Source organism: Pedobacter sp. AK017 (assembly GCF_014200825.1).
Taxonomy (GTDB): Bacteria; Bacteroidota; Bacteroidia; order Sphingobacteriales; family Sphingobacteriaceae; genus Pedobacter; species Pedobacter heparinus.
Genome location: NZ_JACHCW010000020.1, coordinates 78,282 through 94,968 on the forward strand (window position 1 = coordinate 78,282; position 16,687 = coordinate 94,968).

The following is a 16,687-nucleotide window of genomic DNA, read 5'->3' on the forward strand; positions in this document are numbered from 1 at the left end:
TATATAAAATGAAAACATTCAACATCAAACATATATTATGTTTTTTAATGATTACAGGAACTTTAAGCTCCTGCACCAAAAATTTCGAGGAGTTAAACACAGATGGCACCAAAATTTCAACCATCGACAATGCAACCCTTGAATACATATTCTCGGCGGCGCAATACCGGGGCACATTTGGCCCCAACACCACCAATGCCGGTGCCACTCCTTTCCAGCGGTTTGCAAACCGCTATTCGGATGCACAGGCCCAATATTTCTCCAATACTTCACAATCTGCCGAATCGGACAGAAACGTGATGGTAGGTAACTGGCTTAATGATGGATGGACGCATTTTTATAGCAATGCCAATGCCCAGCTCAGTGTGGTAATGGAACAAACCAAGGATGGAGGCGCACTTCAGGACCCCATAAAATACGCGATTGCCAAAGTATGGAAAGTGTTTATGTTTATGCCTGTAACAGATAACTGGGGTGCCATCCCTTACACTCAGGCAGGTAACGGCAGCACCGAAGTATTGTACGATAGCCAGGAAGACATTTATAAAGATTTCTTTAGATTGCTGAAAGAAGCCAATGCTACTTTATCTGCCTATAGCGGTACTACCAGATATTTCGAAAAAGGTGATCTGATTTATGGTGGTGACGTAAAGAAATGGACTAAATTCTGTAATTCACTTTGGCTGCGGGCAGCTATGCGGGTATCTAAAAAAGCACCTGATCTGGCCCGTCAACAGGCAGAAGCTGCTATTGCCGCTGCTGGCGGGATGATCATTACCAACGCAGATAATGCGCTGATGAAGACGAGCTTAACCACTCCACATCTTACGGCTTCCATTTCAAATTTTAGCGAGTTCCGTATGAGTGCTGCCATGGAAAGTGTATTAAAAGGCTATAACGACCCCCGTTTGCAAAAGTTTTTTGACCCAACCAGCACAGGGGCTTACAAAGGTATCAGAAATGGATTGTCGCAAGTGCAGATCGGTATTGCACAAAACAACGTTGCCAACAATAGCAATATCAATTCTTCATTTGGTTTCGCTAACCGTGGTGTAACGCCATATACAATTTTTACCGCATCAGAAACCTTATTTTTATTAGCCGAAGCTAAGCTGAACAACTGGACTGCAGGAACAGGTACAGCACAAAGCTATTATCAGCAAGGCATTGATGCTTCCATGGCACAATGGGGCGTAACAGATCCTACGATCATTAATACTTACAAATCCGGCACAAGCACACCAGCAGCCCTGGGCGACATTTACAATACACCTGCAATGGCGGGCAGTCCGGTTGCTTTTGGCAGCACTGAAGCAGTACAACGGGAACAGATTGGTACTCAAAAATGGCTGGCACTTTATCCATATGGACTAGAGGCCTGGGCAGAAGTAAGAAGAACAGGTTTCCCCAGATTATATCCCCGCTTAAACTCTGACAATACAGATGCACCGGCTAATGACCCGGGCAGTGTTAAAAGGCTCACCTATCCTCCTATCGAAGCCTCTGCCAATGCCGGTGGCTTGGCATCGGGACTTAGTAAGCTAGGTGGCCCAGATAAAGTGACGACCAGGTTATGGTGGAATCCTTAACATTCAGACCAGTACATCTATAATAAAAAGAGCCTGATCATAATTATGATCAGGCTCTTTTTCGCTTTATAGCTTTTACGGCTTTTCTTTACTATGAAAATACCTGATCATTTTATCCTTTAAACTTTTGGCGATCAGTGCATAATTTCTATCCTTCACTACATTTATTTTTTCAAGCGGGTCCTTCTGATAATCATACAATTCATCACCAACAACAGCGGTAGCCTTAAATGCCTGGTTACTCCTGAAATTCTCCATCCATATCGTGTAACGATATCTTTTTGTGCGAAGTGAATAACCCATAACCTTAGCTGAAGCGTCTGTCATTCGTTGTGTTTCCACAGCATTTGAACTTCGGGGATACTGGCTGATCGCAAATTCCTTTATCGAAGAGGCAGGATTTCGCATCAATGGAACCAGACTGGTACCCTCTAAATGCTGGGGCACCGGAATACCGGCTAAATTGCAAAGCGTAGGAAAAACATCTACAAATTCTGAAAGGGAAGTAGTGGCGGAGGATTTAATACCTGGAGCCGAAAAGATCAAAGGGCTACGGGTGGCCTGTTCAAAATCGGAATGTTTGCACCAAAGGTTATGATCGCCTAAATGCCATCCGTGGTCGCCCCAAAGTACAATGACCGTGTTTTTACTTAAACCCAGTGAGTCCAGGGCATTTAATAAGATGCCTACCTGTGCATCTACATAAGAAACCGCTGCATAGTATCCATGTATCAGTTCTTTTTGTTTAGCTATGGGTAAAGTCAGCCCATAGCTTTTCTGATCAGTAAAAGATAATAAATCCGGAATATCTGAATAAGCCCTGAGTTCCCCCGAATTGTGGTAAGCTACATCCACTGCATTTTTAGATTTTTCCTGAAACGCTGCAACCGGCATATCCTCCCGCTGATACAGGTCCCAGTATTTCTTCGGTGCATTAAAGGGCAAATGAGGTTTGGCAAAGCCTACGGCAAAAAAGAAGGGTTGGCTTTTCTTTTGGAGTGTTGTTAAAATATCCTTTGCCTGCAGGATGTTGGCTCCGTCAATATATGCCTGATCGGGTACATCCACACATTCTACCGATGGTTTGATCGTAGCCAACAATTCCTGATCGGTTATGATCTTTCCTTTAGCCTCAGCCCTGCGTTTTTCAACCAGTGATTTAATCTCTTTTCCCTGATAATAATTTAAAACAGGCTGTCCGGTAGAGGCAGCATAATATTTTTTATCTGTTCTGTAATGTGGAACGGTCCAGCTTGGTTTATCTAAATCCTCATCCACACATCTTGGATCATATATCTTACCGATAGCCTGCGTGGAGTATCCCTGACTGGCAAAGTATTGCGGGATGGTCAGAATATCAGGATTCATATCCCTCATCTTTGTTTTCAAATCCCATACTTTGGTTATATCAGGGCGCATTCCGGTCATGATACTCGCTCTGGTTGGACCGCAAACTGCCTGCTGGCAATAGTTGCTTTTAAAAACCGTACCCATTTTTGCCAACCGGTCTATATTGGGTGTTTTAATCAACCGATCGCCATAACAACCTAAAATAGGCTTCAGGTCATCAATAGCGATAAACAATACGTTTGGCTTCTCCTGCTTTTGAGCAAGTACCTGAAAACCCATGGTAACCAGCCCTAAAAAAGAGATGATCTGAATGGTCTGAGTTCTTAAAATCATAATTGTGCTGTTATTTTTTACCAAGAAATATTTTTAAAGTTTGAGGTGCAGCTGAAACCGTGTTGAAACTGATCACAACCGGATAAGCATTTACCCCTGGAAATGGAGACCAGTATTTGTCTGCATTTGCGCCAAGTGTTATTTTATAGGGAATGGTGCTGCTTATCACGCTTAATTCCCATTCAGCATCTGAAGCAGCTGTTTTTATCACTACGGTACTGTCGTTTTTCAGCTTAAAAGTAGTCCCTTTATCTTTTACAATAGGCTCAACAATGCTATATTTTTGACTTTCTCCCGTAACTGTAAACTCTTTTGTGAGATACCCCTCATAAAACCCTTGTGTTAAATTGTAGCTGGTATTAGATTTTACGCCTTTAATCGTTTGCATATAACCAGCAGCTACTACTTTAACATGATCAGATTCCTTCAATACATTCATTCTGGCATCTGCCTCAAATATATTGGAGTAGTAAGTGGTGTCCTTTGTAAACCCAACCCTCGGTGTTAATGGCAACAGGTCCTTTTCAATAGGCATATGTAACTCTTCAATCCTCTGGTACGATGAAGAAGATGAAGATTGCATAAAACCATTTGTACCAAATCCATCGTACCACAGGTTTGTAATGCTGCCACCCCGGCATACAGATTCGCGTGGGTACCTTCTTATTTCTCCATAAGCAGATACCGTAGCCATCATTTTAGCAGTACGGATAACAGCTACTTTCATGTCCGGGAAAAATTTATACCAGTTGTGGTCTTGACTGGACGAGGGGGATTTAACCTGTATTTTTGTTTTTGGCCCATATTCAATGGCCAATGCAATACTCTGGGCTCTGGCAAAAGTAGAATAATTGCAGGGTGGTGAACTGCTGGCATGTTCTGCGGCATGCGGACCATAACCAATCCAGCCATCCTGCATCGCCCTTGTATTTAAATAGTCCAGGCATTTTAATCCTGCAGCTCCAAATTCCGGGTCCATATCGGCCAGCAAAGCGAAACTGAAATATACGCCAGGAGCAGTTTTTGTTCCGCTTTCATAATTCCATTTGAACGATCGTGTACCCCACGAGTTATCAATAGATCCATTGGGATATACAAATAGTGCATGTGTTTTAAGTAAATTGGCGGCAATTTGCCTGATCCGCACATCTTCTTTCAAAATACCATAAAGCGCAATATATCCGATACTTTGAGCAATGTTATATCCTTCATCAACGCCTTTTCCTTCGCCGTTCAAAAAATTATCGCTGGTAACATGGTCTAAGGTGCTGGTATGTATTAAGGAATCGGCTTTTATCAACCAGCGCTGTTTGGGCTTACTGGCAACTTTGTAGGTGTACAATAAAGTGGCAGCGCCAGTGGGATTATAATTGATATTTCCAATGGGAAAGGTTGCAACAATATAATCAGCAGCCATACTCATGGATTGGTTCCATTTTTCAATTTCGGCAGCACTAAGCCAGGGTTTCAAAATAGCATATGCACCAGCCAGTGAGATCAATTGATCGGTGGTTGTTCCATGCCAGCCTTTTTGTTCCGGATCGGGCCAGCTTTCACTCCAGCCCCCTGCATTTTTGCCTTCGGTTTGTTGGATTTTTATCAGCCAGTTGCCCAATTTAATAGCTGCATCACGATATCGGACTTCCTTGGTAAGCTTATAGGCAATTGCAAAAGGATATACGGCCTCTGCTGCACGCGAGTGTATGGGGTGGTTTTCCGGATTTAGTGAGGGACAAACCAGGGCACCAAAGTTTGGATCAGTTGGTCCGTTGATCTGTGTGGTAAGTAATACATCACATAAAGACTGTAATGTAGTTTGATAAGGGTCCTTTTGCGCATGTAAATTACCTGAAGTAATCAATAAAAATAAAATGACAAAAATTATCTTTGCATTGTTGTTTATCCTCAAACTCATATTCAATTACTTTATAAATTCACTTGACATCTTGACATATCAAAGCGAATTTATAAGAATCCTGCTTAAATGAGTTTCAGTTTTGGTTCAAATACTTTTGAATTTGATGCAATAAATTTTATTTTCAGATACCAGCACAAGCAGAAAATGGCCAATCAACTAGCGGACCTGAATGCTGACCGGGCCAAGCAAACCTGAAGATAATAGTTTGTCTTCTTTTTTAAAGATGATATTGGTGTTTGTCAACCGTTTTTCAATGGGCAATGCAGCATCCCCGATCAAACGGTTCGGCCAAAGGTTGATGATTTCTATTTCCAGCTGGTTACCCGAAGTTTTAAGTGCTCCGCTGATGTCCACCATCCAGGGCGCAGTCCATATGGTTCCCAGGTCTTTGCCGTTCAGCTTTACACTGGCAATATTTTTAACTACCCCCAGATCCAGAAATAATTGTTTTCCTTTCGCCAATGGCATATCCAGGTCAAACTGTTTTCTGTATACGGCCTTTCCCGAATAATACCTGATCCGCTCATCCTCACTTTTGCTCCAGTCCTGTAAACTATTAAAGGTTACCCTTTCAGGGCCGCCCCATTTGGGGTCAAAACTTACTTCCCAGGTACCCTTGATTTCCTGTAAGAGCGCTAAACCCAATCTGCCCTGGAACAGCCATTCATCAGCTGGCTTTAAAACAGGCCTGGCCGATTTCACAAAGATCACAAATATGGAGTGGTGTGGTAGAAAATCAAATTCGATTGCAATCCTGCCCTTAGCTGCTTTATATACCGGCATGGGCAAGATGCGCCCACTTACAGCATCCCACAGCTGGGGGTGGTAACCTGTACTCACCCTGAACGTACAGGTAGTTTTAGCAGCAGCTTCTTTACGATTGGCCAGGAAATATATCTCCGCGTCTTTTGTAGTACGGTGAATAAAATCAATGTAATTGGCTTCACCTGTATATTCAAAATCTGGAACTATGCCTTTGTTCAATAAAACAGCACGGACAGTCTGGCCCGTAATCACCGCAGCAGAACCCCAAATCTCCTCAGCTATTTGATCCAGTTCCTTGTCGCATTGCGGATAGTTTTTTAAACCCGGATCTTTTACCGGTTTTGGGCCAATAATGGTAGCCCCGGCCTTTACCAGTTCCCTGATTTTTTTGGCTACAGGTAAGGGCATAAAACTTACTTCAGGCAATACCATAAGCGCATAGCTCATGCCATCGGGCAATACGATCCGTTTGTTTTTTACACTCAGTCTGGTTAGCAGCACCTCCTCATTGCATACATCATAGTCGTAGCCTTTCCCTAAAGCCGGGTCGGTACGTTTGGGTGCTACCAGGTTTGGTGCCCAGTCGCCATTGTAATAAAGCACATCGGCCACAAAAAGGCCCGACTGTAACAAATACTGACAGCGGTTCACATAATCCAGAAAAGAACCTGCTTTTTCCCACCAGGTGATGTTCCTGTTAAAATGTGTGCCTGCACCATATTCATATCCGGGTTTGCCGTCGCGTGGACGTGTAGCGGTTGAAGTATGGATCACAAAACGGTTTATCCCTTCGCAGAAAGCACGGTCGGCCACCGGCTTCAGGCTTTCGGGCGAATCACTCCAATGTGGTTTAAATGAAGTAAGCGCTTCAGCTGAAACCTTTTTTTTGCCATAAATATGAGCTGCCGAAGCCACCAGCTTTCCTACCTGATTCTGGTCATGCTGTACAAATGTTTTACCCTGCCAGAATTCGCCCATCGGCAAATCCATGCGACCAAGATTTTTAAGCGCATCCATACACATCGTACCCGACCAGCTGGGGCCACCAGCCTCGCTTTGCACCTGCAAGCCATTTTCATGACATAGTTCTGCAAAACGTTTATAATGCCCATCGGCCATACAATCTGCTACCGTTTTCCGGTAATCGTATAAAAAGCGTTCAGATATTTCCGCACTGTCTATGACCACACCTGCAAAAACAGGCAGGTAAGGTGTGGCATCATAGCCACGGTACCCTTTAAAATGCTTTAAAAATTCTGCTGTCCAGTTCGGAAAGCCATCTTCAAAACTATCGTCATGAAAATACTTCAGCGATTTGCCTTTAAACTCCCCTGCTTCTTTCAGCAGGATATTGCCCAGATGTTCAAACTGCCGCTCTACCCCTTTCTTATCCAGCCAGTCGATCTCCAGCCCTGCCGCTTCCGGCAAAGCATAAGCCGTACGTGCACCCGTCATCCGGTGCCCCGTCCTGATCAAGATCCAGTTCCCTTCTGGCACATCCCATTCCAGCTGCCCGTCTGTCGTTACCTTCGAAGTCAGGTCTATCACATCCGAAGAAGAAACAGGCTTATCATCAGCCGAGGCCGTCCATGGCAACAAAGTCGGCTCCATTACCTCTGCGGCTTCCGCATGGCTACTTGCATCGAGCCGGTTGCTTTTTGCTGCAAATGATCTGGCACGGTCGCCATCTTTTAACGACAGTGCACCAGGAATTTCCTTATAAGCCACTACCGAAGTATCCCTGTAATCCAGCTGTTCCATCGGCAGGTCAATATAATCTTTTATAAAAAGCTGTTTGGCATTGTCATAACCATCCCTGCTACCGGGCAAAGGGAGTTTTCCGGAAAAACGGGCCGGACCGCTCAGCCTTGTTTTGGCCTGCAGCAACCACCTCCCTGAATCTTCCGGTTTAATCCAGGTGCCCCCCATTGCCCAACCAGTGCTCAGGTTTACCCCTACCTCAATGCCATGCCTGTCGGCCTCTTTTAAAGCATGCCTAAAAAGTGAACGCCACTCATCCGATAAAAATTTCGGGCCTTCAGGGATGGGGCCGCTGCCAAACCCGCTGATCGAGTTGATCAGCAATACGCCGCCCATACCTTTTGCTTTAAATTCAGCAAGGTCCAAACTAATCCCTTCCTCATCTACCAGGCTGTTAAACCACCACCAGTAACAAGAGGCTTTAGCACTATCGGGCGGGTTCGTAAACCCAGCTTTCAGGAGCTTTAAAGTCAGTTCTTCTTCAGTCAGTTTTTCATCAAAAATGCTGGCTTTACTGTTTAAGCTAAATACAGCCATATTTGCTGCAACCAGGGAGCTGATCTGTATAAATTTTCTTCGGTTCAGGTTCGGCATATATGGTTAGGTTGAGGGTTTAATTACATTATTTTTAATTAATCGTAAGATCAGGCCAGATGGAACAGTTCGTTTAAAGTAGTCAGAACAGGAACTCCCTCTGCATCACTCAGGGTAATATCACTCATATATTTCCACCATTCACGCATCTGCTGTTGCTGTGAAAGCCAATCGAGCTGTGCGCTGTCGGTTAGCTTTAACGTGGCAAAAAGTGTATTTGTCTGCTCATCCAAATAAATAGAATAAGCTGAAATACCCGCTTGTTTTAACAAAGCGGGTATTTCGGGCCATATTTCCTGGTGTCTTCTCTTATACTCGTCAACATGGCCCTCAAGCAAGGTCATTTTAAAGGCTATCCTTTCCATTTTAATCTTTTATTTTAATAATGGTAACAGAAAAGGGTTTTACCAGGAAGGCGTTGCCCTTTATTTCACCTTCTGCAATAGGATTGTCCCCTGTCGAAACGTCTACGGTCTGCAGTTTAGCACCTTCCATCCCGGTGACTTTAAGGTTAACCACTTTATTTGTTTTGTTGATGAGCAACAGTTTTTTACCGCTTGCGGTTATAAATGCCTGTGCAATCACATCAGGACTATAGGAATTCGCCGCAACCAACTTATCACCTGGACCAAAATTATCTTTCAACAGTTTCAGCACCCAGTATCTTGCGTTAGGTTTTCCGTTTTTCCAGTTCATCATCGATACATCAGGAAACTGCGTAGGATAACCCACAAGTTGCGATTCGCCGGCTACATCAATACCTATTTTGCTAAGCTCTACATACAGATAGGCAAACATGGCGCCCGACAAGTTCCAGTATCCATCAGGTATCACACCCTTATAATCCCTGTTCTGCAGAATATTTCCGATTTCGTTGATCTGCGTAAATGTATTTGGGGCAAGGCGTTTACGGATATTCTCTATATACCTTACACGGTCCAAAAAACCATTGGCCTGGTCAAAAAAAGAATATTGATAGCTGTCGATCTGCTGGTCTATAGAGGCCGGGCGGCCATAAAAATGATAGGAAATGCCATCAAGAGGCACGCCGGATTTATGGTTGGCAGGATTAAGGAAAAACTCAAACCACTGCGGATCCGTTTCGTGTGCAACAGAGATTCCTACAAATTTTGTTTCCGGAGCGATCTTTTTGAGCTCATTAACAACTGCATCATAAATTTTGGTATACAGCTGGGGCGACATCCGATGCTCCAGATCCGGTTCATTTAATACTTCCCAGTAAGGAAATTTATAGTGGTGTCCAGATTTGTGAAATTTGCCAAGTTCATCGGTAAAACCACCCCTGGTATACCAGCTAAAAACTCTTGCAAAATAATCTGCAACCTCCTTGCAGGTTGTATCACGCAGTTCTTTGCCCTGATTATATTCCCAGAAAGGTAAATCGGGATCATCAGGGTGCTCAACAGGTTTAGCCGTTTTGAACATCCATACTGGTATAGTACTAAAATTTATTACAGCCGGATGTCCCTTCGTGGCTTCCATAAAATCGATCACAGCAGGGTCAGCATATTGAAAATCCCAGAAGGTTTCAGTAGCAGTTGGGGCCTTCAGTTCAACAACCGCTGCTTTAGGGTAGGGAAACCAGGGTACATAACGCACATAATTGGCACCCATGTTTTTTAAAGCCTCAAAAGTAGCTTTATGAATTGGTGAATTTGCACGCAACATGGGGTTATATACCACCTGCAGTGTAGGTGTGGTTTTAGAAACCGCAATGGTATTGTTCCAGTTTATAGAAATTGGTTTTTCCTGTGCGGCAAGCTTTTTAAAAGGTATAAGTACCATGACCACTATGGCCATACAACAGGTACGTTTAAGCTTTTTATACATATCTGGTTAGTATAAAGGGGGCATAACGCCCCCTGGTTTAAAAGTTTATAAAGGATTTTGGGTCAGATCCGGGTTAATTTCCCTTTCTGACTGCGGGATAGGATACAATAATTTTGCGGGAGTAATATTATAAGAAGCCGGTGAAAGGTAATTATACATTTGCTTCATTTTAATCCCGTGGGCGGTCATTACCTGGATGGCTTTACCTGTACGTACCAAGTCGTGCCAGCGGTGGTTTTCAAAGGCTAGCTCTACCCTTCTTTCATGATCGATGATGTCACGCAGTGCTACCGGATCAGTAGTGGTAATGTTATGCGTGGCATTACCAAAGGCCCTGGCCCTTACCGCATTCAAGGGAGTTAATGCCAAGCCCGGTTTTCCATTTTCATTCAGAGCCTCAGCCAGCAACAACAGTGCATCCGCATACCGGTATATGGGCCAGTTGTCATTGGTATTGTTGGCTACCGGATGCGGGGTGTGCAAATACTTTTTAATATACGGAATACCCACTTTGCCCGCAGCCGGTATATAATTGACAATACTTTTATTGGCTGAAACCACCAACAGGTCACTACCGTTATAAGCGCCCTCAGCGATGGCTATGGAGGCATCTTTCCGCGTATCACCAGGTTCGTATGCATCAATGATATCCTGCGTAGGCGTATTCCATCCTCCTGTAGCGCCATTATTGGTAGCTGTACCTGTAATCAAATTGGTATAGGCATTAGGCGCTGTACGTGGTAAAAACTGATAAATAAAATTACTCGGTGCAGTGCCCGTGGCGTCGCCTTCAAGGTATTGCACCTCAAAAATTGATTCTTTGGTGTTCTTGTTTGCGGGTAAAAAAACATCGGCATAATTGGTTTGCAAACCATAACCCATACCCGCAAGAGTACCCAGTACAATTTCAGCTTCACCGTATTTTTTCTGCGTCATCAATACCTCGCCGTACAACATTGTAGCAGAACCCTTGGTAGCCTGGCCACTTTCCTTCCCTGGTAGTTTAGTAGGCGCTGCCAGCATAGTTATGGCATCTTTAACATCAGCCGTAATCTGTGCGTAAACTTCATCTGCCGTCGATCTGGAAACAAAAGCATCATCAGCTTTTTTCACTTCTTTTAAATATAAAGGTACCCCGCCAAATAAACGTACCAGTTTAAAATAATAAAATGCCCTTAAAAATTTAGCCTGTCCTTCAATATCATTCCTGGCTGCTGCAGCGATATCTGCATCCTTCAAACGTTCTATTACAATATTAGCTTTTGCAATGCCGGAATAACAGGCAAAGTAAACTGAATTTGTATTCGAATTGGTTGGTCCATCTACAAAATCGTCAATATTTTCCTTAAACAGATAGGCGGTTCCCCTGTTACTTGGATAAGGCTGATAATGGGTATTGTCTGAACGCATTTCAGCCACATAAAAATCCTGGTTAGCTAAATCCCGTAGCGGAACATAAGCGGCAATAACCCCCTGCCTGAACTGGTCTTCTGTCTTAAAAAAAGTTTCGACAGAAAAGGAATCTTTTGGTGTCAACTCTATAAAGCTTTTTTTACAGGATACTGCTGTAAAAGAAAGCATGGCTATATATATCAATATCTTTTTCATCTTTTCTTATATTTTTGATTACCCTATTTAAATGTTGTTGAAATACCAATAGAGAAAGTTCTTGGCACCGGATATGCGTTTTCATCCACACCAATTCCCTGGGTGGCATCCGTTCCGTTCAGGTTGATTTCAGGATTAAACCCAGTGTAACCAGTAATAATGAAAGCCTGCTGTACCGAGCCATATACCCTTAAAGATTTCAGGAGCAGCTTATCTTTCAAAGGAATGGTATAACCAAGCGAAATGTTTTTAGCAGTTAGGTACGACCCGTTTTCTATCCACTGGCTGTTTACCTGGCGGCCTATTGCAGTAGTCCCGCCCCTTGTTGAAGGATAAATCCCTGAACCCGGGTTTTGTTCCGATCTCCATCTGTCCTTGATGGCTGCAAGCGGAAGCCTTGAACCATCCATATTTGTTAGATAGGCCCATTTTGCAGGCGAAAGAATATCTCCGCCAACGGCACCAGACATGGTTATGTTCAGATCGAAGTTTTTATAGCGAAAGCTGTTGCTGATCCCAAAACTAAAGTCTGGTGTAGGGTCGCCAATAAAAGTACGGTCGTATTCATCGCTGATCACACCATCCGGAACACCATTAGGACCGGAGACATCCTGCATTTTGATCGTCCCTACGTAGGAAGATGATCCGTATTTAGGTGAACTGGCCAGATCGGCAGCATCCTTGTATAATCCCTGAAAAACAAAGCCATAAAATTCGCCTAAACGGTGCCCTACCTGATTGCGGAAATAATCTGAAGTTACGGTATTGTTACGGCGGATAAAACCAGGGGCTACCAATGATTTAATAACATTTCGCTCAAAAGATACGTTAATGCCGGTATTCCATTTTAAGCCACCAGTAAGGTTCACCGTATTCAGCGCAATCTCGTGGCCCCAGAATTCAAATTCACCGATGTTAAATTTAATGGTCTGGAAACCCGAAGCTCTTGGAATTGGCCTATCCTGGATCATACCATCAGTTATTTTATGATAATAATCGTAGTTAACCGATATCCTGTTCTTTAGTATTGCAAACTCTAAACCAATGTCAAACTGCTTATTCCTTTCCCATGCGAGCTCAGAATTTCCAAGCCCGGCGATGGTATTTCCAGACACCAGGGCTCCGTTGAGGATGTAGTTGTATTCCCCGATCGTCGATAAGGCCTGGAAATTACCTAAATTGTTATTTCCTGTTATCCCGTAACTGGCACGAAGTTTAAGAAAATCCACAAATTTAAACTTCTGCATAAATCCCTCATCGCTCAGGATCCAGCCTGCGGATACAGATGGAAAGTACCCGTATTTTCTATTATTTCCGAACCTTGAAGATCCATCATTCCTTATCGCCCCCTGGAGCAGGTATTTACCTTTATAGCTATAATTTAATCGGCCAATGGTTGACAGTAAGGAATAAGCTGTAGTATTACTACTGCCCGCACTGATTACTGTTGCAGCACTCAGGTAAGGTACATCATCACTTGGATAGCCGGTTCCGGAAACCGAATTGCTGGTCTGCTGAAATTTTTGTGCCGAATAACCCAAAAGGGCTTCAATTTTATGATCCGTACCAAAAGCTTTTGAATAATGCAGGTTTGCTTCTGCTGTCCATGAAAAATTATCCACTGAACTGCTTAATCCTGTTGCTATAGAATTAGTAGTGATAAAAGCAGGGGTAAACTGATCGCGCGACTCCGCACCTTTATCAGCAGCAAGATTTGTTCTCAAGCTCAGGCCATCAAGAAACTCATAGTTCAAATAAGCATTTCCAAGTATGCGGGTTGTCTTATAATCGTCCTTAGCCATGGTAAACTGTGCATATGGGTTGATATAATTTACCATACCTGGCGAAGTTACCAGCTTTGGCATACTGCCATCCGGATTGACAGCAGGGAATAGCGGACTTGCCTCTAAAACTTTTTCAAAAAAACCATTCACACCATCTGTAGCCAACCTGTTGTTATGATCAATGCGATAGCTGGGTGCCAGGTTAAAGCCTAGTTTCAGCTTATTGTTGTTCAAGCTAAGGTCCTGGTTAAGCCGCAGACTGAACAGCTTGGTCCCGGTATTGATGATCACACCTTCCTGCTCCTGATAACCGGCAACTATCGTAGAAGACGACTTGTTGTTTGCCGATTGTATAGTAAGGTCATAGCTTTGTATGGGTGCCGATTGCGTAAGCACATCAAACCAATTGGTACCCTCGCCATATTGCTCCGGGTTTCCATAAGCTTCCAACTGAGTTGGGGGCACTACATAGCTTGGCTGAAAAATTTTCTGGTCCTCATATCTTTCTTTCATGAAGGTCGCAAATTCCCTTGCATTCATCATATCCGGAACAAAGCTCTGTGGAATTTTCTGGATACCGTAATTGCTGCTGAATTCTATTTTGGCGTCGCCTGGCTTAGCATGTTTGGTGGTAATTAATATCACACCATTGGCCGCCCTTGAACCATATAAAGCTGTAGATGACGCATCTTTTAGTATAGTAAAACTTTCAATCTCCGAAGGGTTGATATTATTGATGCTGCCAGTAATGGGCAAACCATCTACTACGAACAAGGGCTGGTTAGAAAGCGAAAGCGATGCCGCACCGCGGATACGGAATTCCATACCGCGCCCAGGTTGTCCGCTGCTTTGCGCGATTTGCACACCGGCTACTTTACCCTGCAGCTGCTGGGCAAATTGTCCAACCGGCATATCCTGCAGATCTGCAGCATTAATCTGGGCTACAGAACCGGTAACTTCCCTGGCCCTTTGTTTACCGTAACTGACCACTACTTCCTGCAGCTGTACATTTGACGACAGTTTAAAATTAACCACCGTTTCTTTGCCGGCTGTTACTTTAACATTCACCTGATCTGCTGAAGTATAACCAATGTACGAGGCAGTAAGTGTATAAGTGCCTTCTGCAACCCTGATGCTAAAATTACCCTGCGCATCAGCAGTTGTTCCGTTTTTAGATCCTTTTACCAAAACCGATGCCGCCGGCAAAGGCCCAGAATCATCAGTTATCTTTCCTTTGATCAGTCCTGTCTTATCCTGCGAAAAGGCAAAATTTGCAAACAGGAGCAGCGTTAAAATTAAACTGCATGGTTTGTAACTATACCACGTTTTGTAAAAGTGTTTTCTCATAATTTTTATACTTGGTAAACCTAAATTATCCCTTAATAGCTTAATAACTGTTATGTACTGTCATGGTTTCGAAAGTATTTATAACATATTAAAAGAATATTAAACTAATATTAAGCCTAAAAATTAATAAAAAACAATACTTAGACAACACAATTAAACCACGAAGCGTAAATTCAGCTGGCGGGAAAAACGATCTTATTGTATCTAAAAAACAAGGTATTACGTAAAACAGCAATAAGATTTAAGCAAATATGGCCACTTCCATCTTGGCCCAAACAAAAAAATGGCCGCGCATAAAAATGCACAGCCATTTTTTTAAAATATTTTATTATCACTCAGCATTTACTGCGCCTAAGTAAGTACTGTTTGCAACCCGTTTTCTGTCTTCTGCTATAAAAGATATATACACTTCCATATACTCCCCTACCAGATCAGCTGGAATAGGCAGCAATTCTGTGCATTTTAATCGTTTGGCACCATATAATATATATTCAGCTTTTTGCAGGGCCGGAAAGTAAGCCATCAGCATCACCTGATCGTATGGCCTTGGCCAATCCAGATAATTCGGGCAAAGCCAGGTAAAATTTAAAGCCCCTGCCAGCAGTTCAACTGTTGGGTTTATGGCCTGCTCCATACCACCTTCTGTAACCAGTACCTTACTGTAATCCATTATGGCCTCCGGATAAACACCAGTTACAGCATATTTCTTGTTATAAGACACGGCCATATTATTTGCTGTTTTTATGGTACCTTTTGCCTTTGCCGCAAAACCTATATTTATAAACGCTCTTATTGGTTTTAAAAAGGCCATTACTGCAGCCATTTCATTCCTATTCTGTAATTGTCCAGCTGTTGGGGGCTTATTGCTCTTGCCAGCCATGCGTATCACCTGCCTGCCCTTTACTTCATAAAATACAAGGTTCCCTATTTTGCCCTTGTAATTGCCTAAAAATCCATTTCTTAATGTTCCCATTTTGTTAATTTTTAAATTGTTTTGTCGTCATCTCGAGGGAAGCGTAGCGACGAGAGATCTCTTGAACTATGTTATGACCAAGAGATCCCACGCTACGCTCTGGATGACGAGTGTGTTAAACCAAGCCCAAATAAACACTGTCGCTCACCACTTTCCCGTCAGCACTTACAAAGGCCATAAATACGTACATCTCATCACCTTCAAAATCCTGTGGCACTGCTATGTTATAGCCCAACGCCGATCTTTCTGTACTGCTCGTTAGCGTTACAATAACATTTTTGCCAGGGCAATACACCAAAAAGCTGGCCCTATCCCTGTGTTGGTTAAAGCGTGTTTGCGCATCAGGCAACCAGCTAACTTTTACAGCATTCAGTTCTAAATGAATAGCAGGGGCGTTTGGCCCCGCTAAACTGCCCCTGCTAAAAACAAGCTTTGTATAATCAATGCTGTAATCAGGTGAAGTTCCTGTAATGATGTTTCCGAAATTGTATTTAACAGCCCGGTTAAAAGCATTTCCTTTACCAGTACCCTGCTTAAAACCTACCTTAATTAAATAAGTCATTCTTTTCAAAAACTGAATCACCAGCCCAAATTTCAATTGCTGGTCAATCTGCGCCTGTGTCATTAATTTATCTGTCTGATGTGGTGGAGCCGAGATCACATTTTTACCATTTAATCTCCGCCCCACCAATCCCCCGGTACGGTTCTCAAACCCACCAAATATTCCTTGTCTAATGATTCCCATGATGTTATTTTGTTCTATCGTCATCTCGACGGCAGGAGAGATCTCTTGAACTATGCCTAAACAAGAGAT

At 43.2% G+C, this 16,687-nt stretch carries 10 protein-coding genes; 1 reads left to right on the forward strand and 9 read right to left on the reverse strand.

The window, feature by feature from the left end:
- The first annotated feature begins 8 nt into the window (after positions 1 to 8).
- Positions 9 to 1,589, forward strand: coding sequence for a SusD/RagB family nutrient-binding outer membrane lipoprotein (locus HDC92_RS22270; RefSeq protein WP_183877158.1), 1,581 nt, complete (start codon positions 9 to 11; stop codon positions 1,587 to 1,589).
- A 75-nt stretch (positions 1,590 to 1,664) separates the two neighbouring features.
- Here HDC92_RS22270 and HDC92_RS22275 read toward each other — a convergent pair whose 3' ends face one another.
- The 9 genes from HDC92_RS22275 to HDC92_RS22315 all read right to left on the reverse strand — a co-directional run.
- Positions 1,665 to 3,272 carry a sulfatase gene (locus tag HDC92_RS22275; protein WP_183877159.1) on the reverse strand — a complete coding sequence of 536 codons (1,608 nt, stop codon included), beginning with the start codon at positions 3,270 to 3,272 and terminating at the stop codon, positions 1,665 to 1,667.
- A 10-nt stretch (positions 3,273 to 3,282) separates the two neighbouring features.
- A complete protein-coding gene (locus tag HDC92_RS22280) occupies positions 3,283 to 5,187 on the reverse strand; it encodes a hypothetical protein (RefSeq protein WP_183877160.1) in 1,905 nt (634 codons plus the stop codon).
- Positions 5,188 to 5,346: 159 nt separating this feature from the next.
- On the reverse strand, positions 5,347 to 8,310 hold the full coding sequence (locus HDC92_RS22285) for a glycosyl hydrolase (protein WP_183877161.1): 2,964 nt from the start codon (positions 8,308 to 8,310) through the stop codon (positions 5,347 to 5,349).
- 50 nt (positions 8,311 to 8,360) lie between these two features.
- A complete protein-coding gene (gene rhaM / locus HDC92_RS22290; RefSeq protein ID WP_015809293.1) occupies positions 8,361 to 8,675 on the reverse strand; it encodes an L-rhamnose mutarotase in 315 nt (104 codons plus the stop codon).
- Between the two features lies 1 nt (position 8,676).
- On the reverse strand, positions 8,677 to 10,161 hold the full coding sequence (locus tag HDC92_RS22295) for a glycosyl hydrolase family 39 (RefSeq protein WP_183877162.1): 1,485 nt from the start codon (positions 10,159 to 10,161) through the stop codon (positions 8,677 to 8,679).
- Positions 10,162 to 10,206: 45 nt separating this feature from the next.
- Complete coding sequence (locus HDC92_RS22300) at positions 10,207 to 11,769, reverse strand: RagB/SusD family nutrient uptake outer membrane protein (RefSeq protein WP_183877163.1); 1,563 nt, start codon at positions 11,767 to 11,769, stop codon at positions 10,207 to 10,209.
- Between the two features lie 23 nt (positions 11,770 to 11,792).
- On the reverse strand, positions 11,793 to 14,900 hold the full coding sequence (locus tag HDC92_RS22305) for a SusC/RagA family TonB-linked outer membrane protein (protein ID WP_183877164.1): 3,108 nt from the start codon (positions 14,898 to 14,900) through the stop codon (positions 11,793 to 11,795).
- A 331-nt stretch (positions 14,901 to 15,231) separates the two neighbouring features.
- Positions 15,232 to 15,873 carry a DUF6266 family protein gene (locus tag HDC92_RS22310; RefSeq protein ID WP_183877165.1) on the reverse strand — a complete coding sequence of 214 codons (642 nt, stop codon included), beginning with the start codon at positions 15,871 to 15,873 and terminating at the stop codon, positions 15,232 to 15,234.
- Between the two features lie 115 nt (positions 15,874 to 15,988).
- On the reverse strand, positions 15,989 to 16,687 hold a 699-nt coding region (locus HDC92_RS22315), incomplete at its 5' end, for a DUF6266 family protein (RefSeq protein ID WP_221271003.1).

What these genes read in the sequence shown, in the direction of transcription:
- HDC92_RS22280 (WP_183877160.1), bottom strand. Translation starts at nt 5,187, where the DNA reads ATGAGTTTGAGGATAAACAACAATGCAAAGATAATTTTTGTCATTTTA.
- HDC92_RS22305 (WP_183877164.1), bottom strand. Translation starts at nt 14,900, where the DNA reads ATGAGAAAACACTTTTACAAAACGTGGTATAGTTACAAACCATGCAGT.
- HDC92_RS22295 (WP_183877162.1), bottom strand. Translation starts at nt 10,161, where the DNA reads ATGTATAAAAAGCTTAAACGTACCTGTTGTATGGCCATAGTGGTCATG.
- HDC92_RS22270 (WP_183877158.1), top strand. Translation starts at nt 9, where the DNA reads ATGAAAACATTCAACATCAAACATATATTATGTTTTTTAATGATTACA.
- HDC92_RS22300 (WP_183877163.1), bottom strand. Translation starts at nt 11,769, where the DNA reads ATGAAAAAGATATTGATATATATAGCCATGCTTTCTTTTACAGCAGTA.
- HDC92_RS22310 (WP_183877165.1), bottom strand. Translation starts at nt 15,873, where the DNA reads ATGGGAACATTAAGAAATGGATTTTTAGGCAATTACAAGGGCAAAATA.
- HDC92_RS22275 (WP_183877159.1), bottom strand. Translation starts at nt 3,272, where the DNA reads ATGATTTTAAGAACTCAGACCATTCAGATCATCTCTTTTTTAGGGCTG.
- HDC92_RS22285 (WP_183877161.1), bottom strand. Translation starts at nt 8,310, where the DNA reads ATGCCGAACCTGAACCGAAGAAAATTTATACAGATCAGCTCCCTGGTT.
- rhaM (WP_015809293.1), bottom strand. Translation starts at nt 8,675, where the DNA reads ATGGAAAGGATAGCCTTTAAAATGACCTTGCTTGAGGGCCATGTTGAC.